This is a genomic window from Nonomuraea sp. NPDC048826 (assembly GCF_043198225.1).
Lineage (GTDB): Bacteria > Actinomycetota > Actinomycetes > Streptosporangiales > Streptosporangiaceae > Nonomuraea.
In genome coordinates, this window is sequence record NZ_JBICUQ010000012.1 from 287,845 (window position 1) to 309,221 (window position 21,377).

Annotated in this window: 9 protein-coding genes and 2 pseudogenes; 5 read left to right on the forward strand and 6 right to left on the reverse strand. The window is 68.7% G+C overall.

The features are described from left to right. Positions 1 to 26 precede the first annotated feature (26 nt). Positions 27 to 1,106, reverse strand: coding sequence for an FAD-dependent monooxygenase (locus tag ACGFI7_RS37715; protein ID WP_393413351.1), 1,080 nt, complete (start codon positions 1,104 to 1,106; stop codon positions 27 to 29). Positions 1,107 to 1,225: 119 nt separating this feature from the next. On the opposite strand from ACGFI7_RS37715, the gene ACGFI7_RS37720 reads away from it, so the two are divergent. Beyond that, a complete protein-coding gene (locus tag ACGFI7_RS37720; protein WP_393413353.1) occupies positions 1,226 to 2,119 on the forward strand; it encodes a LysR family transcriptional regulator in 894 nt (297 codons plus the stop codon). Positions 2,120 to 2,223: 104 nt separating this feature from the next. Here ACGFI7_RS37720 and ACGFI7_RS37725 read toward each other — a convergent pair. Further along, positions 2,224 to 2,427: pseudogene (locus tag ACGFI7_RS37725) on the reverse strand (ISAzo13 family transposase); the annotation flags it as partial. Positions 2,428 to 2,637: 210 nt separating this feature from the next. Here ACGFI7_RS37725 and ACGFI7_RS37730 point away from each other — a divergent pair. The 4 genes and pseudogenes from ACGFI7_RS37730 to ACGFI7_RS37745 all read left to right on the forward strand — a co-directional run bounded on the left by ACGFI7_RS37730 (position 2,638) and on the right by ACGFI7_RS37745 (position 5,099). Next, a complete protein-coding gene (locus tag ACGFI7_RS37730; protein ID WP_393413355.1) occupies positions 2,638 to 3,234 on the forward strand; it encodes a calcium-binding protein in 597 nt (198 codons plus the stop codon). A 98-nt stretch (positions 3,235 to 3,332) separates the two neighbouring features. After that, positions 3,333 to 4,078: pseudogene (locus ACGFI7_RS37735) on the forward strand (ISAzo13 family transposase). Positions 4,079 to 4,316: 238 nt separating this feature from the next. Then, positions 4,317 to 4,613 (forward strand): hypothetical protein, encoded by a 297-nt coding sequence (locus ACGFI7_RS37740; protein ID WP_393413357.1) that lies wholly within the window; start codon positions 4,317 to 4,319, stop codon positions 4,611 to 4,613. Positions 4,614 to 4,640: 27 nt separating this feature from the next. Next, positions 4,641 to 5,099 (forward strand): hypothetical protein, encoded by a 459-nt coding sequence (locus ACGFI7_RS37745; protein WP_393413359.1) that lies wholly within the window; start codon positions 4,641 to 4,643, stop codon positions 5,097 to 5,099. Between the two features lie 67 nt (positions 5,100 to 5,166). Here the strand turns inward: ACGFI7_RS37745 and ACGFI7_RS37750 are convergent, their stop codons facing one another. From ACGFI7_RS37750 to ACGFI7_RS37765, 4 genes are all read right to left on the reverse strand, one after another. Then, positions 5,167 to 8,160 carry a BTAD domain-containing putative transcriptional regulator gene (locus tag ACGFI7_RS37750; protein WP_393413361.1) on the reverse strand — a complete coding sequence of 998 codons (2,994 nt, stop codon included), beginning with the start codon at positions 8,158 to 8,160 and terminating at the stop codon, positions 5,167 to 5,169. A 142-nt stretch (positions 8,161 to 8,302) separates the two neighbouring features. Next, the gene (locus ACGFI7_RS37755) at positions 8,303 to 13,756 is read right to left on the reverse strand and encodes a LamG-like jellyroll fold domain-containing protein (RefSeq protein WP_393413362.1); all 5,454 of its coding nucleotides are present in this window, start codon (positions 13,754 to 13,756) and stop codon (positions 8,303 to 8,305) included. A 40-nt stretch (positions 13,757 to 13,796) separates the two neighbouring features. Further along, positions 13,797 to 14,306, reverse strand: coding sequence for a hypothetical protein (locus ACGFI7_RS37760; RefSeq protein ID WP_393413364.1), 510 nt, complete (start codon positions 14,304 to 14,306; stop codon positions 13,797 to 13,799). Between the two features lie 5 nt (positions 14,307 to 14,311). After that, positions 14,312 to 20,995: an RHS repeat-associated core domain-containing protein gene (locus tag ACGFI7_RS37765; RefSeq protein ID WP_393413366.1), complete on the reverse strand. Its 6,684-nt coding sequence runs from the start codon at positions 20,993 to 20,995 to the stop codon at positions 14,312 to 14,314. Positions 20,996 to 21,377 lie beyond the last annotated feature (382 nt).

Below are 21,377 nucleotides of genomic sequence, written 5' to 3' on the forward strand. Positions count from 1 at the left end.
TGACGCGAAGCCGGGCGCGTAGTCCTTCAGCCTGACGATCTGCCCGCAGGCCGCCTGCGGCGCGTGGGCGGCGGCCGGGCCGACCCCTTGGTGAAAGGGCCGCCCATGAAGAACCGGTCGGCCTCGTCGCGTCCCATCTGCTGATGCTCGGCGGCGAAGCCGCGCATCTCCCGCTCGTAGGCGGCGAACGCCGCCGTGTGCTCGCCGCCGGCGACGGCCAGTTCGCCGGCGAGGATGTAGGCGCCGATCAGCGCCTGGGAGGCGCCCAGGCCCGAGGTCTGCGCCGCGCAGTATCCGGCGTCCCCGAGCAGCACCACCCGGCCCGAGGACCAGCGGTCCATCTCCACCTGGGCGTTGACGTCGAAGAAGAAATCCTCCGCCCTGCTCATCTCCCCCAGCAGGAGCGGGACAGGCCCGCCTTCGCCGGCGAACTGCCCGGCCACGATGCGCTTGTGCTGCGCGACGTCGTCACGGTCGTAGGCCAGCGGACCGGAGGCGAAGTGCAGCGCCGCGTACGTCCCGGTGCCGTCGCGGGTGCCGAGGATGTCGGCGGCCTTGCCCGGCATGCCGGGGAGCCGGCCGGTGTCGCGCAGGCCGAGGTGGTCGGGAAGGCTGAAGGTCGCCGTGTAGATGCCCAGGCGCCGGACGAACCGCTCGTGCGGCCCGAAGGCCAGCGAGCGGGTGTGCGAGTGCAGCCCGTCGGCGCCGGCCACCAGATGGAAGCGGCGCGGCGGGCCGCGTTCGAAGGTGACCCGCGCGCCGTCGGCGTCCTGCTCCAGCGTGGCGATCGAGTCGCCGAAGACGTACTCCACCTGCCGGTGAGTGGCCTCGTGGAGCAGGCCGATCAGGTCACCCCTGAGGATCGGCAGGCCGCCGTGGCCGTCTGCCCTCGCCGTGCCGCCCGCGTGCATGGTCAGCGCTTTGACCCGCTCCAGCAAGGCCATGCGGTCCAGCACGTCCAGCGCCTCGCCACGCAAGCCCACCATGCCCCCGTCCGCGCGCGCCCGTGGGGCCCGCTCGACCACGGTGGGGGCGAAACCGTGGTGGCGCAGCCAGTACGCCAGAGCGGGCCCGGCGACGCCGGCGCCGGAAATGAGGACGTCCATCACCAAGCTCCATCGAACGAATGATTCGTGCGATTCGAGGATCAAGTACGGTAAGCACCCAGAACAAGGACAGATCCCGTAAGATCACCTTCAGTGGGAGTAAACGGAGCAGGCCAGGCGTGGAACTACGCGACATCGAGATCTTCCTGACCCTGGCCGAGGAACTGCACTTCGGCCGCACCGCCGCCCGCCTGTGCCTGTCACCCGCCCGAGTCACCCAGGCGATCCAGAAGCAGGAACGGCAGATCGGCGTCGCGCTGTTCGAACGCACCAACCGCAGCGTACGGCTGACACCGGTCGGGCAGCAGCTCCGCGACGACCTGCGGCCCGTCTACGCCGGGCTGAAGGACAGCGTGCAGCGCGCCCAACTCGCCGGCCAGGGCATCACCGGCACCGTGGGCGTCGGCATGCTCCCCGCCAACGCCCACGACCTGCGCCCTTACTGGGACGTCTTCCGCCTGCGGCATCCGCAGTGGAAACTGCGCATCCAGAGCATCCAGTTCAGCGACGCCTTCGCCACCCTGCGCCGCGGCGACATCGACGTCCTGATCGCCTGGCTGCCCATCGAAGAACCCGACCTCACCGTGGGCCCGGTGCTGTTCGCCGAACCCCGGGTGATGGCCGTCGCCACCGGCCACGAGCTCGCCCGCCGCACGTCGGTCTCCCTGGAGATGGCCGCCGACTTCCAGCTCCCCCAGTCGGACACCCAGCCGGACTACTGGTACGACGCCGCCATTCCGCGCGAGACCCGCCGCGGCCTCACGATCCAGCGCGGCCCCCTGATCAAGACCACGGAAGCCGCCATCACCCTCGCGGGCCTGGCCGAGATCGTGGTGCTCTTCCCCGCCCACATGACCCGCTACTGGATACGACCGGACATCACCTACCTGCCGGTCAGCGACATGGGGCCCTTGTCGTACGCGATGGTGTGGCGCACCGAGACGGACAACGAGTCCGTCCGCGCCCTGGCCGAGGTCGTCCGCGATCTCGGCCCCCTAACGACGGGGACCTGACCGCCGAACGACAGGGCGAACCGGAGAACACCTCGCCGGACCGGGCGTCACCAGGTTCAGCAGCCCCTCACGTGTGATCACCCTGAGGAGCTACCGGAGGCCGCTGGACGCCACTCGGCGCCGCCGTTCTTGAGGTCGCCAACCAGTTCCTTCTGCTTGGTGTCGACCGATATCACCGGCTCGCCCTCGGCGATCTGTGCGGTGACCTGGGCGTGGATGTACTCGAATCGGGTGTTGCGGTCCGGGTGCCTGCTGCCCTCCGGCACCTTGGCGTTGGCCTGCAGCCAATATCCCGCCTCGACCAGCAGCCGCCGCTTTCCGGAACGCTACGCGCCCAGGCGATGCCCGTCTGTCGTCCCCCATCAGTTCCATCACCGCGCCATCGGCGTATACGCACAAGTGCACGTCAGGTCCGGTCTTTGTCCGTACAACAGGCCTTCGCAACCAGGGACCTTTGCCGTATGGGCGGACCAGCCGTCCCGAGGAACCCGCACTGCGGGGACGTGGAGGACAGACAGATGACGAATCACTGGAGCACACGCTTCAGGACCAGCGCAGGGGCGGCGGCGCTGCTGCTGGGCGGGACCGGAATCCTCTTCGGCACAGGGGCCGCCCACGCCAGCTCTCTGGTCGTGTCGTGCGGAGGGATGACAGAGGCCCAGGCCATCGCGGCGGGCTTCAACACGATCAACCTCAGCGGCCAGCAAGGGGCAGTGGTGAACGGTCCGGGCACCAACGACTGGATCTACGGAACCTCGTTCCGCGACATCCTGAGCGGAGGAGGTGGCAACGACATCATCTGCGGCGGTGCCGGCGCCGACGATCTGATCGGCAACACGGGCAACGACGAGTTGCACGGCGGCGACCATGCGGACACTCTCTACGGCGACGACCTGTTCAGCGGCAATGGCAGGATCGGGGACGGTAACGACGAGCTGCATGGGGGAAGCGGCTCCGACACGCTGTACGGCAACGGCGGCGGGGACACACTGCGCGGCCAGGGCAACCCAGTCGGCGGTGGCGACGGCGGTGACGGCGGGAACGACCCGAACACGTGCTTCACCCTGGAAGGCTCGCCCGCCAACCCGACCAACGGCGCCCCCATCAACTGCTAGCTCGACTCCTTGGGTCGTGAACCACAACCCGAGGCAGGCCACCAGAGCCCGGCAGTACAGGCGCGAGGGCTTGGCGACGCCCGTGAACCGCTGTCAGTATGCGGCGACGGCGTGCACAGTCACGCCCGCCGCCGGCTGCCCCACCGCGAGCAGCCCGATCCGAGCAGAGTCACGGCACCGTGCGGCGGTTGCTGGTCGAGGCGGGATATTGGCGGCAGGCCAACGCCAAGGTGCTGGAGGGCAGCAAGCACCCGGACCGCAACACCCGATTCGAGTACATCCACGCCCAGGTCACCGCGCAGATCGCCGAGGGCGAGCCGGTGATATCGGTCGACACCAAGCAGAAGGAACTGGTTGGCGACCTCAAGAACGGCGGCGCCGAGTGGCGTCCAGCCGAAGGTCCCGAACGGGTCCGGGTCCATGACTTCGTCGACAAGCAGCTGGGCAAGGCGATCCCGTCGGGATCTACGACCTGGCCACCGATGCGGGCTGGGTCGATGTCGGCACCGACGCCGACACCGCCCAGTTCGCTGTCAACGCCCTGCGCACCTGGTGGGCCAAGGTCGGCAGGGCCGCCTGCCCGCAGGCCGGCCGGCTGCTGATCACCGCCGATTCCGGCGGGTCCAACGGTAACCGGGTACGACGGTGGAAGACCGAACTGGCCAGGTTCGCCGACGAGAGCGGCCGGTCGGTCACGGTCTGCCACCTGCCTCCCGGCACCAGTAAAGGGACCCAGATCGAGACCGGCCTGAGCACCACCTGCGAGCCCGACACGGGCCGCTGTCCCACCAGGCTGAAGATCACCGATCGCCCTCCAGCACCATGCGGACGGCTTCTTCCTTGAACTCCGGCGAGAACTGCCCGCGACGCCTCGTCACGTACCTACCTCTTCCAGCCTGCTGTCAGCTTATGTAGCTGGCTGTCCGGAATCTTCTAGGCACCTCACATTCCCTCGGCGCGGAACCGGGCCCACGGTGGGAGGCACAGCGACAGTCCGCCGTCGAAAGAGTCCGGCGCCTTCCTTTCGGTCGGCGAGCAGAACGCATTTGACGCCGTAACAGACCAGTCCTTTACCGTGCCCCTTGATCACGGTTCGCTTCTTCTCGATCGGGCGCACGGGCGCTTTCCATCTCGCGTTCGGGATGAAGATCACGGGGCTGGTCCATGTATCGCCCGGAACGGGTCTCCATGGCTTGTTCCATGCGCACGGCATCTTCAACACTGCGCCGCTCGGGAGACAGCGTCCTGCGCCGGGCGACTTCCTGCTCCACAGCAGCATGCTGGCGCCGCCGGCGAACGATGAGCGACAACCGTTCGCAGCAGCAGCCATCGGGAAACCGCCGCCCACGACCAGAACGGCCGGCATCCGACCGCACTGACTGGAGAGCGCCCGATACCTTGCTCATGTGACGCTCAAGAAGATCAACGGCAGGTGGGTCGGAGACGACATCAATGACCTCGTTACCTATTTCCGCACTGATCCGAACGAATATGTCGTGCATCAGGTGGTCGCGGCACATTGCCCTCACTGCACAGGTCAAGTCTTCATCCTTGAGACCGACGAATCCTCGACATGTGTGCGCCGCACCTGCGTCCGATGCGACCAGGTCACCTACATGCTCGACAGCGAGGAACACTGGCCCACCACAGAGGAAGAGGCCGAGGCCGGTTACTTCGTCGAATGCGCCTGTGGCTCGGACCAGTTCGAGACGGCAGTCGGTTTCACGTTCTACGACGACACGCCGACCTCTGACATCCGCTGGGTCAGCATCGCGGTCCGATGCACGGCCGACGGGCTCATCGGCTACTGCGCCGACTGGAAGATCGGCTACGGGCCATCACATCAGCTGGTCGGCTCGGTCTGAAACGCCGGCACACGGGACACGTCCCGAGCTCCGACCACGCTCAGCCAGGTGAACACTCGGAGTGTGATCAGGTGGAGCGGACGGACAGTTCCGCGAGCAGGTTGCGAGCGGTCGCTGCGTGGATCTGGAATCCAGACGCCTCAGCGGTGTGCAGCGCTTGGGTGCAGAGGTCGAGCGCGAGGTCGGGCCGGCCCGCGGCATGGTGGGTGGCCGCGAGGCCGAGTTGTGCGTCGACCTCGACGTAGGACATCCGGTTGATGTGGGCGAGGTGCAGGCCGAGTTCGTAGTGGCGCTCGGCTTCCCGGTGATCGCCCTGCCGCAGGTGCACCTTGGCGACGATCGTATGGCCGCAGGCGTAGATCCGCGGATTGGCGAGGTCCTTGGCCATGTCGAGCGCGGCCTTGGCGCAGGACATCGCCTGGTCGACGTCACCCTGATCCAGGTGCAACGAGGCCAGGTTCTCCATGACACTCGCCTCACCGGCGCGGTCGCCCATTTCACGGTAGAGCGCGAGGGCTTCGGTGTTGCAGGTCAACGCCAGATCCGGCCGTCCCATCAGGCGGTGGATGACGCTGAGCGCATCGAGGCTGAAAGCGTGTGCGCGCTTGGTTTCCGCGGTGCGGGTCAGTTCGAGCACCTTCGAGTGTTCGCGGAGCGCGTCCTGAAGCGCGCCCATCTCCTCATATACCGTGCCGATGTTGGCGCGGGTCGCCGACTCGTTGAAACCGTTGCTCCGCTGTACTTCCAGGGCCTCGTTCAACCACTTGTGCGCCTGGTCGAGCCGGCCGAGCTCGCGGTACACCGATCCGAGATTGTGCTGCAGGCTGGCCTGCCGGCGGGGCAGGTTCCGGTGCTCGCACGCGGAGATGGCCAGCTCGTACTCGTCGATCGCGCGTTCGTACCGGCCGACGCTCCACTGGGCGTCGGCGAGGCAGTGCCGTGCCGCGATCTCGGCTTCGACGTCGCCCTCGGCAACCGCCGCGGCCATGGCCGCACCGGCGACCGCGAACCATTCCGGGAGGCAGCGCCGCAACCAGAAGTACACGCGCAGCTGATCGCACAACTGCCACGCGACCTCGCGCGGTCCATGTTCGGCGGCGTAGGTCACGGCGGCGACCAGGCAGTCCCGTTGGGAATCCAGCCAGGCGAGGGCATCGCCGCCGGGCAGTTCCAGTTCGGGAAGAACTTTCTGGAGCGGCGGATTCAGCCGGGCCAGCGCCGAACCGAACGTGGCGACGGCGGTCTCGGTGTCCTGCAGATAGCTCATGAACAACCGGCGTAGAGCGGCGGGTTCACTGCCTGCTTTCTCCTCGGCGTACCGACGAAGCAGGTCGTGCATGACGAACTGGCCGGCGGCCCGTCGCTCGACCATGCTCGCGGCCACCAGCTCGTTGAGCACCGCTTCGACGCGTACGGGTGGCACATCCAGCAGCGCGGCGGCCGCGCGCGGGGTGAAACCATGTCCGGGTACGAGCCCGAGCAGCCGGAACAGCCGCTGCGCCATCGGATTCAGCGGTTCGTACGAGGAGTCGAACACCGTGCGGACAGTCCTCGGTTCGTCGTCCACAGCGAGCAGGTCGAGAGTCCGCGCGGTGGCGAGCCTGGAGACATAGTCCGCGATCGAGCCCTCCGCGGCGGCCACTCTGGCCGCCGCCAGCCGCAATGCCAGGGGAAGATGAGCACACACGTCACCGAGCTCGGCGACCGCGGCCGGTTCGGCGTCGGCCCGGTCAGCGCCCAGCAGCCGGGTCAGCAATCGGCTCGTGTCCTGGGGGATGAGTCCGCCCACCGCGCATACGCGGGCGCCGTCGAGCGCCATGAGCCCGGTGAGCCGGCGCCTGCTGGTGACGACGGTGAAGCAGCCGGGGTCGCCGGGCAGGAGGGGGCGAACCTGCTCGGCGGATCCCGCGTTGTCCAGGATCACCAGGACGCGCCGGCCCGCCAGCATCGATCGGTAGGTGGCCGTGGCGGTTTCCGTGTCCGTGGGAATCCGCTCTCCGGGCATGCCCAATGCCCGGAGAAAAGAGGTGAGCACCTCGATCGGGGCCGCTGGGTCGTGCGTGCCGTGGCGGTGCAGATCGGCATAGAGCTGGCCATCGGGAAACCGGCTCGCCACCCGGTGCGCCCAATGCACCGCCAGCGCGGTCTTGCCCATCCCCGCGGTGCCGACCAGTGCCACTACCGTCGTGTCCGCCGCGACGACCGTCTCGTCCAGCCACGCCAGCTCGGCGGCCCGGCCGGTGAAGGCCCCGATGGCCGGCGGCAGCTGCCGGGGGACCAGGCCCGCGACAGGCGGTGCCGCCGAGTGATCGAGAACGGGGTCCGAGCGCAGCACCTGCTCGTGCAGGGCACGCAGGGCGGCGCCCGGTTCGATCCCCAGGTGCTCGGCCAGCAGACGGCGTACGTCCTGGTAGGCGGCCAGCGCCTCGGACTGCCGGCCGGACCGGTACAACGCGAGGATCCGCTGACCCCAGAGCCGCTCCCGGAACTCGTACCGGGAGGTCAGCACGGCGAGCTCACCGGCGAGGGTGTCGTGCTGCCCCAGCTTCAGACGGCCCTCGATGCTGTCTTCGACCACGGCCAGCCGCAGATCTTCCAGCCGCGCGATGTCCGGTCGCACGACGTCGGGCACGGGCAGCCCGTCCATGACCGGGCCTCGCCAGAGTCCGGCCGCCTGCGTCAACCGCTCGACTGCGAGCGCGTACTGACCGACGGCCTGGGCCTGTCTGCCCTCCCCGGCGAGCCGTTCGAAGACCAGCAGGTCGATGCTGTCGGGGTCGGCGACCAGCAGATATCCGCCGGCGCGTGTCTCGAGGGCCACGCCGCCCTCATCGGTCTGCAGCAACCGGCGGAGGTTGGACACGTACGAGGCGAGGTTGGCGGTTGCGGAGCGCGGCGGCGGTCCTTCCCACAGCCCTGCCAGGATCGATTCCTTCGACAGTAACGTGTTCACGCGAAGGGCCAGCATCGCCAGCAGGACACGTTCCTTGACCCGCCCCATGGACAGCGGACGCTCGTCTCGATCACGGACCTCCAGCGGTCCGAGCACCCGCAGTCGCATCTAGGTCCCCGCCATCCCTAGTGGTCAGTGCTCTAGATCATGTCGCGCTATACGCGTAGATGTACCACATGAACGATTGGTCCGATGGCCTCATGAATCGAGTTCCACACCAGGAGTGGCGAATCTCCTGGTGTGACACGCCCTACAGCTGAACCCTCGGCGGGGAAGCGGCGACGGCGGCGGCGATGGCCCGGGCCACCGCCCTGTGATACTCGGGGTTGCGCTTGCCCCCCGTCAGATACCCGGGCCTGACCTGGTGGGGGTTCTCCGGATCGGCCACCGCGGCGGCGATGTCGACGACGTCGTCGGCGCCGTAGTTGGTGTGGTTGGCCATCAGGTCCGCGTTGATCTCCCGGCGGCGTTGCTCGCGAGGATCATCCGCCGGCAGGCCGAGCGCCGGGATGGTCGTGACCACGACGCGTACGGCGTCGCCGTCGGGGCGCCGGGTGTGCCGGGGACTCGTCGGACTGGAGGTGTGCATGAGCCGGGTGAGCGCCTGCTTGATGGTGATGGTCGCCGTCCCCGCCAGGACGTCGTTCGCGCCGAGGCTGACGATGACCGTGCGCAGGTTGGGTTGCACCTGAACAGTTCGGTCGAGGGACTGGCCGGCCTGGTAAGCGGTGGGCGCGCCGAACCCGGGTGGGGCTCCGGGCACGCCGTGGAGCGTGGTGGTGACGTCGAAATTGTCGGCGGCCGTCTGGTAGGCGCGCACATCGGACACCAGGCCCCGCAGGTCGCGGCCGATGACGAACCGCTTGGTCGCGCCGACCGCCCAGGGGAGGGCGACCGAGGACTGGTGCACGCCGTTGACCCACAGCGAGGCGTACTTGCCGGGGGCGTTGTAACTCACGACAAGGTGGGTCCAGACGTTCGGCTCGGCGCGCGCGGTGGACATCGCGCTGACGAACGGGCCACCCACGGTGTCCTCGGTCGGCAGGTGGAAGGCCCATCTGGGGATCGCACCGCCGGTGTAGCGCACGTTGAAGCCGAAGGTGTGCTTGCCTTCCGCATCGATGACGGTCTGTTCCGCCGTTCCGTCGGTGACCTTCACCCAGGCCGAGACGGCATAGCTGTAGTCGGTGACGAACGGGGGGCGCGGCGTTGTGGCCGTTCCGGTGCCGTCGAAGGCGATCGACCCGCCGCGCTCGGGACTCCAGGTGGCACCGCCGTTGAGTGTCAGGGGGTTGCTGCTCGTGGTGTCACGTGCGGTGGTGCCGCTGCCGTCGTCGAGCGGCCACGACCCGGCGGGAAGCACACCCTCCTGCGCGGCGTTGACCAGACCGCCTGGCAGGGGCCTCCCGCCATCGGCCAGTTCGCCTGGCAGGCGGTCGACCCAGGTGGCCTCGTTCACGCCGGGTGGGGCCGCCGCGGCCAGCTGGTCGCCCAGCACGGCGACGGTGCCGTGCGCGTCGTCCGAGGTGGACACCAGGACACCGGCCAGATAGCGGGAGCCGTCCAGCAGGGTCGTGAACGAGGTGCCGGCGGTGTCGGTCGTCTTGTCGCCGTCGGCCAGCACCGTCGGCTCGCTCAGGTTGTTCGCCGCGTGATGCGTCGGCGAGTACGTCACCGCGTCGGGCACGTGCAGGCTCACCGTGAGATTGCCCGTGCCACCGGCCGGGTAGGCGACCGGGTCGCTGAGCGCCTCCCCGCCGGCGGGCAAGGTGATCGTGGCCTTGCCGCCGAAGGCCAGCGCGACCGGCGCCCGGACGAGGCCGGGCCCGGTGCCAGTCTGGGCGCTGAGGCTCGCCGCCGCGATGGTCACCGGGATGTCGGCGTGCGGGTTGGCCACCCGCACGCGTACGGATCCGCCGGTGACTTTCGGCTTGAGCACGGTGCGCAGCGTCTGGTCGGCGAAGCCGACGCCCCCCGGCGTCGGCTTCGCCGCATCCGCCGGCGCGGCCCAGGCGCCGATCCAGCCGGCCGCGACCGGTCGCGGCGCGATGGCCAGCACGTGCAACGCGGGAGAACAACTGCCTGGCAGCAGGCTCGTGCCGTAGTTGGGCAAGGTGATCGACTTGACCGTCTTCGTGGGATCGACAGGCACGAACAGCGCCGTCAGCCGCGGCGCATGGTTGTACCACGGTGCGCCGCTCACGTTCCGGTACGGCAGCACGACCGCCGCGTTCCTGACCTCCTGCAAGAGCCAGTCGGTCAGCGCGGGGACGGCGGAGTCCTGGGTGCTCTCGTCGGTGTAGCGGATGGTCGCCGACGCCGCCGGGGTGTCGCCGCAGGTGGAGGCGGCGAGCAGGCCGATGGCGGTGGATTTGACCTGCTGTGACGCGGGGAACGGGATGGTCTGCCCGATGGCGATCACGTTGTCGGCTCCGTCGGCCCGAGCGGCCGGCATGGTGAAGGTGGCGCCGTTGACGGTGACGGCGGCACCAGGACCGTACCCGGCCGCCACGAGGCTCTGCGTGGAGAACGAGCCGGACATGAGGTCGAGATCCGCGCGAGTGCCGTCGGCCCCGATGCCGTCGTTGTTCATCGCGGCGGTGAAGTCAGCCGCGGTGGCCTTGTTGATCGGTATCGCGGTGATGTAGTCCACCACGGCCTGGTAGCCACGCGACGCCGCGTGCTTCCCGGTGATCGTGATCGTCAGCCGGTGCACGCCCGCGCCCAGATGCGTGCCGCCGAGCGGTTGGTGGACGGAGAGACCACGGCCACCGTCGTAGGAGTCCCACGGGGTCTCGTCGGTGCGCATCACGGTTCTTCCGTTGACGGCGATACGGAACTGGCCGCCTTCCGGGCCTTTGGCCAGCCCGAGCCCCAGCGCGTAGTCGGCCTCGACGCGCGTGCGGAAGGTGAGGTTGATCGACTGCCCACGGGCGGTGGCCATGAATCCCACCGCCGCGCCTCGCGACGGCGTGTAGGCCGGGTTGCCGGCGTCCCGGGGAACGTTCACGGCCGGCACGTTCTGGCCGGGCGGCTGGCTCAGCGTGACCTGGGCGGGATCCTCCGCCTCGGACACCGACGTCTGGCTGAGGGTCAGGTGGTCGACGCCGACGGTATACCGGTCGCCCACCGTATCGGGGTTCGTGCCGACCACTTGGATGGTCAGCGTGTGGTTTCCCTTGGGTATGCGATGGATGCCCACGTTATGCCTGGCCGTCTGCCGGGTCGGGTGGTAGCCGTCGAACTCCAGAGCGGGATCGCCCAGCCGCCGCCCGTCCAGCTCGAAGATCATCCTGGCGATGTCGGTGGATCTGGTCATGCCCAGCGACACGGTGAAGTCGGCGTCGACGGGAGTGTCGAACGACAGGGACAGGGACTGGCCGGCCGCGTTGCCGGCGAACCACAGCGCCTGGCCGTTCGACCAGCCGATCTCCGCGTCGCGCTGCGTGTGCACCGGCCGGTTCTGCCCGGCGGGCTGTGACTGGGGCATGTCCTCGGCCTCGATCCGCATGACCGAGTCCCCGGCCGGCGGGGCGACGTAGAACGTGTAGGGCTCGGACTCCGGCGACAGCTTGTGCGCGTCGTCAAAGCTGCGCACGTGCAGCGTGTGGTATCCGGGCGGCAGGCCGGCCGGCACCGGGATCCAGTTGGGAGCGTGGTCGTTGTGGGGGATCCAGCCGCCGTTGACGCCGAACACCCGGTTGTAGACGCAGTCGGTGGTGCTGGGCAGGGTCTCGGTGCCCGCGCCGTTGAACGTGTACGTGTAGCCGACGATGTTGGGCGCGCCGTTGGACCGCACCGAGATGCTGCCCGGCGCGCCGGCGGGTGCGCCCCAGTAGTTCTTCGGGTAGTCCACGCTGGGCTCGATGGTCGGCGCGACCGTCAGTGGAGTGGACCGCGCGGTGAAGTGGTACCAGTCGCCGTACCCGGAGTTGGTGTTGTGCGGGTGGCCGGGATTGTTGTCCACGTAGACCCGGAACTTGTAGTCGCCGTCGCCCAGGTCGTCCGGTTCCCGCCAGCCTCCCTCGCTGCCGGAGTCGATCCGGACACCACCGCCGCTGCCGAGTGTCCGTGACTCGTCGGCCGTCGTCACGTGGTACCACAGTGCCGGGTTGAGCGGCGGATCGTTGTTGTCCGTGGCCTTGGCGTAGAGCACCGGACGGGCGTCCGGCGTGATGACCTTTCCGGTGCAGGTGACCGCGTTCGACACCCGCAGGTCGTAGGCCTTGTTGGGCGGGTAGGAGAACTCCACCTCCAGCACCGGGTTGTTGTCGAACACCTTCCACTGCAGGTCGTTGCTCTCATCCGGGGCGAGCAGCCCGAAGTTCAGGGTGTTGTACCCGTGCTCGATGCCTTCCTGCACGAAGTTCGCGGCGTTGTACCTGACCGCGCGGCCGCCGCCGCAGTCGACCGAGGCATTGGACGACTGCCGGTCCAGGAACCTGCTCGCAGGTCCGGGCCATCGGGTGCCCGAGCCGAAGTCACCCGCGGCGTACAGGTCCGTGGGCTCCGGGTTCTCGCAGTTGTGCGAGGAATGGAGCTGGCCGACGATGAAGTAGCCGCTGAACAGGATCGGCCGGACCCCGTTCTCGCGGGGCTTGAGGTCCCAGAAGCCCACGCTGAAGTACGACCGCGCGGTCCAGGTCCCGCCGCACTGGGATTTGCCGTTGTAGCAGCGACCGACCCGCACCGGGTCCGGTGTTCGCCACTTCGGGGTCCAATCGGAGTTGGTGGTGACCTCGGTCCACTGCTCCCGGTTGCGGGCGAAGTGCGGGTCGATGAACAGCGGGTACCGCACGTCCGGCCCGGTCAACGCGTCGGCATCGGGAGTGAGCGTCATCTCGAGCGACGCGTGCCCGCCTTGGCCGAGCTTCGAACGGGCCAAGGACTTGGCGGTGGCGTCGATCTCGGTCACCCTGGCGCCGCCGGCCGACACCGCGGTCGGCGCGGATCCGACCTGCGGGTCATGGCTGGAGTCCCACATGCGCGGCGCGGAGCTGACGAACACGGCGTCGCCCTTTTCGTCCAGCGCGGACACCCGGCCGTCGTCCTCGATGCGCAACGCGAGGTTGGTGGCCGTCACGGTCTGCTTGAGCGAGGCCAGCGCGGGGTTGCGCGCCGCCTGGGCGTCCCGCACCACGAGCGTCTGCACGTACGTGTCGCGCTCGGCGATCATCTTCAGGTCGACGCCGGGCAGGACATCGGGGTACGTGGCGGTGTTGCCGTCGAGAACCGGCCTGGGCAGTTCGTCCGGCCACGTCACGGCCAGGGCACCGTCCCCCTCGGCGACCCGGACGACCGGGACGTGACCGCCGCCGGAGAAGGCCACGTCCAGCGCCGTGGCCACCGGAGCGACGGTTCCGTCCGGTCGGGCCTTCAGCGTGGTGTCGATGCCCCGCCAGGCGCCGCCTTTCTTGACCCGCACCGGCCGCGCGTTCGACCGCAGGGTGAAGCTGCCCTTCGGGTTGGCCAGCACCTCGGTGGTCTCGGTGTACTTGTCCTGGATCGGCACGGCCTGACCGGTCTGCTTGGCCAGCCGTACCGCCTCGGCCTCGGTGGCCGCGCCGGTCGCGGTGTCCGCGGTGTCCGCGGCGTTCGCGGACGGCGCGGCCAGTGGGGCCGCTGCCGCGACGGGCGTCAGCGTCCCGGCGGCGAGTAACGCCGCCAGCACGACCGTGACGGATCTGGACACAGTTCTACCCACGATTGTCGCTCCACTTACGCGTCAAGGCCCGGCGCCTGGATCACCAGTTGCTGAGAAAACGGAACCCTTGCTGGTCATTGCCTTCTTCGAAGCCCATCGCCTCGACCGACCTGTCCTCGGGGGGCCAGCGCAGGAAGGCGAGCAGCCCGCCCGCGCGACCGTCGGTCACCTCGTTCGCGGCACGGAACTCGGCGTCCGGATCGTGTCCGATCATCACCGCCGCGCGGTAGAGCAAGGCCAGGCCGGGCAACGAATCTCGCGGGTCGTCGGTGATCTTTTGCGCGATCGCCACCGCGAGAAGGCCCGCCCGGAGCTCACGCGCGTCCTGATGGCGGACGGCGATGGACGCCGCCCGCTCGGCGAACGCGGTGAGCACCCGGTCACCGGCACGCGGAACGAACGCCGCGGCCTGGTCGAACGTTTTGCCGTCGACGACCTCGAACAGCAGGTCACGTATCTGACCATCCCGCGCCGAAGGCAGGTCGTCGCGACCGTAGTCGATGTTCCTGCGCGGCTCGAGAATGCTGAACGACCGCTCCTGAAGAGTCACGGCGCTCACCTCTTGGGGGAACGCATGTGGAACCCGTCCCACGTGTAGCCGGCGGCGGTGAGCATCTCGACCTCCCGGGCCAGCGGGCGCTGCCTGCCTTTCGTGGCATCCCAAAGGTTCTCGTACGTCAACGGCGACGCCACGTACACATCCTGCTTGTTCTTGATCACGAGGTTGATCCAAGCGTCGTTCTTCGCGAGGTTCCACCGAGGAATGTCCAGCACGTCGTGTCCTGGCCAATTCTTCGCCTCAGCCGTGTCGGACAGCCTGCCGATCACGGCGATGTTTCCCGGCTTCGGCGTGCCGGCCCCGAAATCCGGGCAGCTGTTGTGGACGAGGACCGGGTGCCTGCCCACCTTGACGTAGTAGGTGTGCAGGCCCTCGACGGTGAGGTTGTGCGCGGACGCCACGCGCGGCGCCCGCAGCAGCAGGCCGCCGACCCTGACGCTGCCACCACCCGTGGGGGCGCGCAGGACGTCGTCACCGTCGAGTTCGTCGGCCCGCTTCCACCGGCCGTCGGTGACGCTGTAGAACGGGTGGTCCTCGGTCGTGGTCACCTTGGCGCCGTCCCGGGTGACCAGGTCGAACACCGTGTCGTCGTGGACGCTGACCGCCTTGACGGGTCTCGGTCCGGTCTCACCGGTCTCCGGGTCGGTGGCCAGGACCTCGTCGCCCTCTTCGACCTCGGCGATGGGTTCGGCGCTGCCGTCGCCCATCACGACCAGGGTGTCGCCGGTGAAACTGCAGGACTCGCTCTCCTCGACCTTGTCGAGCAGCTTCCTGACGGCCTTCAGGATCGAGCGCTGGCCGGCGCCTCGGCCACGGCCGCCGCCCTCCCACGTGCCGATGAGAGCTTGGACCCGCAGAGCTTCCTGCTTGAGGAACAGCCGAGCGGTCTCGTTGCAGGTCCGCTTGTCCTCGCGACAGTAGGCCTCCAACGCCTCCATGCTGTTCTCGGCGTTGTAGTCCTCGCCCATCGGCGTGACGATGTCGCCGAACTTCTCCTTGACCTTCGGGAGGATCACGTCCGCCGCGAGCGGGCTCCACGGCAGTTCGACGATGCCGTTGAGGAAGGCCGTTCCGGAGTTGTCGACGATCAACGACCAGTTGCCGCCGTAGTCGACCCGCCCGGGCCTTCCGGGCCCCATGCCGGTGACCGGGGTCGGTGGCTTCGGACCCGCCACCTGCTTGTTGTCCTTGGCCCGGTAGCAGTCGTCCATCAGGCAGTAGACGGGACTCAGGCCGCTCGGGTCGCTGAGGGTCGTGGGATTGTTGTCGGCGTAGGTGTAGGCGGCCCACTGCTGCGGCGTGGACATGTTCAGCAGGGGGTCGACCGAGAGGAACCGGCCGGTGGCGGGATCGTACGCACGAGCGCCGATGTCGGTCAGCCCGGTGACCTCGTTGTGCGGCTTGTTCAGGAAGCCGTGCTTGTCCGGCCACGTTCCCTGGGCCGCCAGCGGGTTTCCGTAAGGATCCATCTCACGGCGCGTGACGACGAAGCCGTTCCCGGTGGATTGCAGCGCGACATGGTTGGTGCCGTGCTGGTCCGCCTGCAGGTACTGGACGGCGGCGCCGCCGGCGCGCAGGCCGACGGTGACACCGTTGTGCGCGTAGTACCGGGTGCCGGACAGCCGCCCGGTCGCGTTGTCCCGTACGATCTCCTCGCCCGGCAGGAACAGCGTGGTCCTGCCGGGGTCGTGCCGCATCAGCTGGTTGTTGTCACTGTCGTAGACATACGACGTGGTGCCGGCCGAGGTGGTGATCGAAGCCAGGGTGCCGTTCTCGTTCCACGCCAGGGTCTGCTTGCCATCGGGCACGTCACGGCTGGTCGTGCTGCCGTTCGCGTCGTAGCCGTACGCGGTGCTCGCGGTGCCGGCAGGCCCCGTGGTCCGCGTGCTCGACAGCGCGTGCGGCCGGATCCTGCCCGGGCCCGAGCCCGGGTAGTCGTAGGTCGTGGTCGTGTCGCTGGTCGCGCCGGGCAGCGCGTGCTGGACCTGCTTCTTGCGCAGGCCGATGGGATCGAACTCCCATGTCGTCCAGTACGGCGCGGGGCCGCCGACGTTGACGCCGCCCGCCGTGGTGGACGGTGCGGCGGCGCAGTCGTCGGTCGCGGTCCAGGCCTCGGACAGGCGGTTGAGCTTGTCGTAGGTGAAGCACTGGGTTCGCACCGGGGCGTTGTCGTTCGTGTCGCCCTGGGTGTTGACGAGCTTGGTGACGTTGCCGGCCGGGTCGTAGGTGTAACGGAGGTCGTCGACCTGCGCGAAGGCCTGCTGGGTGGACAGGTTGGCCTGGGTGACGCGGCGGGTGTGCGGATCCCGGCCGTAGGTCAGCCATCCGACGGGGTTCGAGCGGGCGCCCAACGAGTACTGGGAGGCTTCACCGTAGGGCGTGTACGCCGAGTCGGAGACGTAGTCGTTGTATCCCTTGGTGGACTTCGCCTGGCCGTAGCGGTCGTACTCGATGGTGATCGTCTCGGAAGGCAGTCCACCGATGGCGGGCTTGGTGGCACTGCGCAGCAATCCCGTCGTGGTGTACGACATCTCGGACTTGTACTCCGCGGCGAACCCGGTCTCCCCGGCCGGGATCTCGATGGCCTGCTCGGCCACGTTGCCCAGGCTGTCGTACCGGGACACCTTGACGCTGTAGTCGCCCTTCGAGGTGTGCCGGGTGGTCCGCGCCAGCTTGCCGGCGCCGTTCTCCGCGGTGTCGTAGGTCCACGACGCCAGTTTGTTGGCCGCGGTCTTGTTCAGGGTCCGGTACTCGGCGACCTTGCGACCCAGCTCGTCGTAGTCGTAGGAGATCACCTGGCCCTTGGCGTCCTTCGTGGATCGGACCAGTCCGGAGATGTCATAGGTCACCGAGCGGGTACCCGAGTCCGGGTCGGTCGCGCTGGTCTGCCGGCCGAGGAAGTCGTAGCCGTACGACCACACGTTGCCGCCCGGGTCGGTCATCGACTCCAGCTGGCCCAGCGCGTTGTGCTTGTAGGTGGTGGTGTGCGCCTCTCCACCGGACACCTTGGTCCCTGACGCGGTGGCGCTGACGGCCGGCGGCGTGGTGTAGGTCATCAGCGCGGTGTTCTGGCCCCATACGTCCACCACCGTGGTGCTCGGCACCCCGCCGGACGGCGGGATGACCGTGGTGCGGTCGCCGCCGTGGACGGTCCTGGTCTCCCGGGTCGCGTCGAGTCCCTTGTAGGCGATGGACTTCGTGGGCCGGCCCGCGCCGTCGTACGTGGTGCGGGTGCGGTCGTCGACCGCCTTGCCATCTACCTCGATCAGCTTCGCCTCGGGCACGCCATCGGTGAGATACCGGTTGTTGCTCAGCACCTCCCAGCCGTGCGAGTCGTAGAAGACGTCCTTGACGACCCGTTGTTCCACTCCGGCCGGATCGGACACGTCGTCGGACTGGACCTGACGCAGCCGGCCGAGACCGTCGAACAGGCTGACGGTGGTGACGTAGTTGGTCAGCAGCCCGTTGTCCACCAACGTCTTGGCGGTCACGGCGAGCGGCTGGTCGGGACTCTGCCGGTAGGCGTACGAGAGGCTGGGGCCGGGGCTGTTCCTCGGCCGGCCCGGCAGCCATACGGACACCAGCCGGCCCATCGGGTCGTAGTCGGCCTCGGTACGGCGGCCGCCTTCGTCCACCTTGGCGACGACCAGCCCACGCGCGGGTTCCCGTTCGACGGTGGAGACCCGGTCCTTCGCGTTGGTGGTGGTCACCGTCCGCACCAGGCTGGTGTCGGCCGGGGTGTAGGCGGTGCGGGTGGTCGTGCCGCGGGCATCGGTCGAGGCCGTCAGCCGTCCACGGGTGTCGTACGCGCTGGTCCCCGTGGTCGTGAACGTCAGAGCGCCGCCGGTCTTCGCCGTGGCGGTATCGGTGCGGGTGGCCAGTCCCGGTCCGGGGATGGCACCGAGCGTCTCGGAATGGTCGTAGTAGGTGCGGGTGGCCCCCACGGCCAGCGACCGGTCTTCCTTCGCCGGGCATGCCTGTCCGTACGTCAGCCTTTCCTTGACGCGGTCACGGATCCACGTGTCGGTGTTGTCGGCGTAGCTCACCGTCTCGCACAGGGTCGCGACACCGTCACCGGCCTTGTTGGTGGACACCACGCGTCCGAGGTCGTCGTAGCCGTACGACGTCGTGCTGGTCCGGGTACCACCCGCCGCCATCGGCGCCCGCGCCCGAGCGCGGCTGGTGACGACCACGTTCGCGGTCAACGGGGTCAGCCCGTCACGGACGCGCGTGGCCGTGGTCCGCTTGACCTCCTTCTCCGTGATCTCCGACGAGATCAGCACGTCGCTGTCGCCGTCGAAGGTCTGCGACTCGTGGACCTCGCCGGCGAAGGCGTCGTGGTCGGTGACCTTCTCCCCCAGCGAGTTCTCCACCTGGCCGCCCGTACCGCGGTAATAGGTGGTGCGGGTCAGGGTCTGCTTGTCCTTCGACCCGTCGAGATCCAGCCGGTTCTCCGTGTCACCGCTACGGACCTCGACCTGGGAGTAGCCGCGGAACTGGCCGTGGGTGCGGTATTTCGGCTCGACGACCTCGTTGTCGTCGAAGTGCCACGCCGGGTGGCCCAGGTATCGGTACGTGGTGACCTGGGTCGGCGAGATCGCGTTGCGGTCCTGCACCTCGACCCGCTCCACGACGTACTTGTGGAAGAAGTCCTTCACCGGCTCGGGATTGCGATACCCCAGGTCCCAGTACACCGGGTAACAGCGCCGGGTGTTGTTGGCCAGATCGTCGGGGACGCTGTCCGCGGTGCAGTCCTCGCGGCTGTACCGGATGTGGATGATCGACCCGGTGTCGGTGGCGATGTCGGTCAGCCGCCAGTGCGGCATCGACGCGTTGCCGTCGTAGCCCGCGACCCGATTGGGAGACAGCTGGCTGGTGAACTCCACCGGCGGCGACGACAGCGTCCTGCCGTCCTTGGCGTGCGCGGTGCGTACGATCTTGTCCAGCCGCAGCTGTGGGTCACCGATCGACGGGAAGTCCTGGGTGAGGTCGTAGGTGTCCACCTTCACCGGGCCGGTGCCCGGGTCGTACTGGGTGGTGATCTTCGCCAGGCGCTTGGTCGACCAGTAGGTGGGCGAGTGGTTGTTGCACACCGCGCCCTTCTTGCACTCCTGGTCCACCGGGGTGTCCGGCCACCGGGTGGCGTTGTCCACCGTGAACAGGGAGGGGTCGCACGAGAAGTCGCTGGTGGGCTTGCACCGCTCGGTCACGTCGAACACGACCTGTCCGGTCGCGGTCTGGCCGTAGATGGTGCCGTCGACGTTGCGCAGGCCGTAGTCGATCCGCCGCAGGGTCCCGCCGCGGGTGTACTCGACCCCGGTGGTCTCCTTGTTGGCCCCGTAGTAGTTGATCTCCGGCGCGTAGTGGTACGCCTGGACGTTGCTCTGCGGGTCCTCGACGAAATCCAGGTTCCAGCGGTAGATCTGGGTGCATCCGGACCGGGCGAACCCGGCCGGGTCATAACACCGATCGCCTGCCTTGGTCCCGTAGACCCGGGTCGTCCACGCCGAGTTGGTCAGCTCCTGGCCGGTGTGCCCTGTCCACTTGTTGCGGCCGAAGAAGTACTTCGTCCCGTCGGTCTGGGTGGCCTGCCAGTACTCGCCGGTCCCGCTGCCGTGCAACTGGATCAGCGTCCCGTTGTCGCTCTCGCCGTGCCAGCCTTTGCCCTCCTCGTACACCAGGGGCATCGACTGGCCACCGAGGTTCATCGTGACGATGTCGCCGGCCCAGCACTGGTCCCCGGTCTTGTTCTCCTCCGGCAGGCTCTCGATGGAGGCACAGGACCGGAACGTGCGCTCGATGTAGCCCGGCGTGTAGTCCCAGCCCTGGCCGACCCACGACGGCTGCCCGTTCGTCGCCGCCGTGCGCCCGTCCACGCTGCCCGAGCTGTACGACAACCGCACCGACGGCCCGGCGCCCGTCCCGCTCGCCACCGGCGGCACCGCGATCGGATAGGACCAGGTGAACGAGCCGGAGTTGCCGGACACCGACCAGGTCCCGGACGGCGACAGCGAGGTCGCCTCGAACGACCCGTTCGATCCGGCCGAGTCGGGCACCACGGCCAGCACGGTGAACGACTTCGCGGCGATGTCCACGTCAGCGGACACCACCTCCGCCTTGGCGTCGTTGCGTGAGCGCAGCGGAGTCTGTACCCGGCACGCCGGCACGTCCGGTGTGGTCAGCGCACACTCCGGCAGGCTCACTAATCGGGCTCGCGCCCCGAAACCGGCGCCGACGGCGTGCTGGAACGACGTGTATCCGACGCCCACCGTCGCTTTCCCGGGCGTACCCCGGGTCGGTGAAAGGGCGACCACCACGCCGGGCACCGCCGCCCTGCGAGCCGTGGCCCGGTCGGCCACCTTGACCCGCACAGCCTCCAGGCCCGACTTCGACGCCACCGACACCGGCACCGTGCCGGCCCGCGCCGTTCCGGCCTGTCGTGCTCCCGCGAGCACCATGTCGGTTTCACCGGCGTTCGGCCAGGTCGTGAAGTCCCGGACCTCACCTGCCCCCGGATTCGGCGGCGGCTTCACCTGCCCCAACGGCGCATCGGTGTGGGCGACCACCTTCTCCTGCGGAACGGGCGGTCGTTTCGACGGCTCCGAGGACGCCGGTACATCCACCCCGACCACGAGTCCGGCGGCAAGCATCATCGCCATGGCCGCGAATCGCGCACGCACAATGTTCTCCAGATCGCGATCGAACTGCGCCACATCAGAGGCAGTCGCGGAGGACGGGCACGGTTCGGCCAGCCCGCAGGTAACTTGCCCGACCGGGTCATACGGGGGATACACACAGTCGTATGGCCTTTTGCCCCACCGTTCCATCGGTGAGATCCCTGGCTACAATCGCCTCGCCGGTGATGCCGAGCGCTTCCCGGCCGGTAGCCGGCGCCCGCACCCCCTGGTAGGGGTCGGCGGCGCAAAGGCACGATTCATTTAGAAATGTCCTGATTTACAGGGGTCGCGATCTATCGCTGATCTGCTGACCGCAGGGAGAAGTCCGTGGTCCTTCCGTCGTGGAGATCGACACAGCCTCCACGCCGAGGCCAGGTGTGACCGC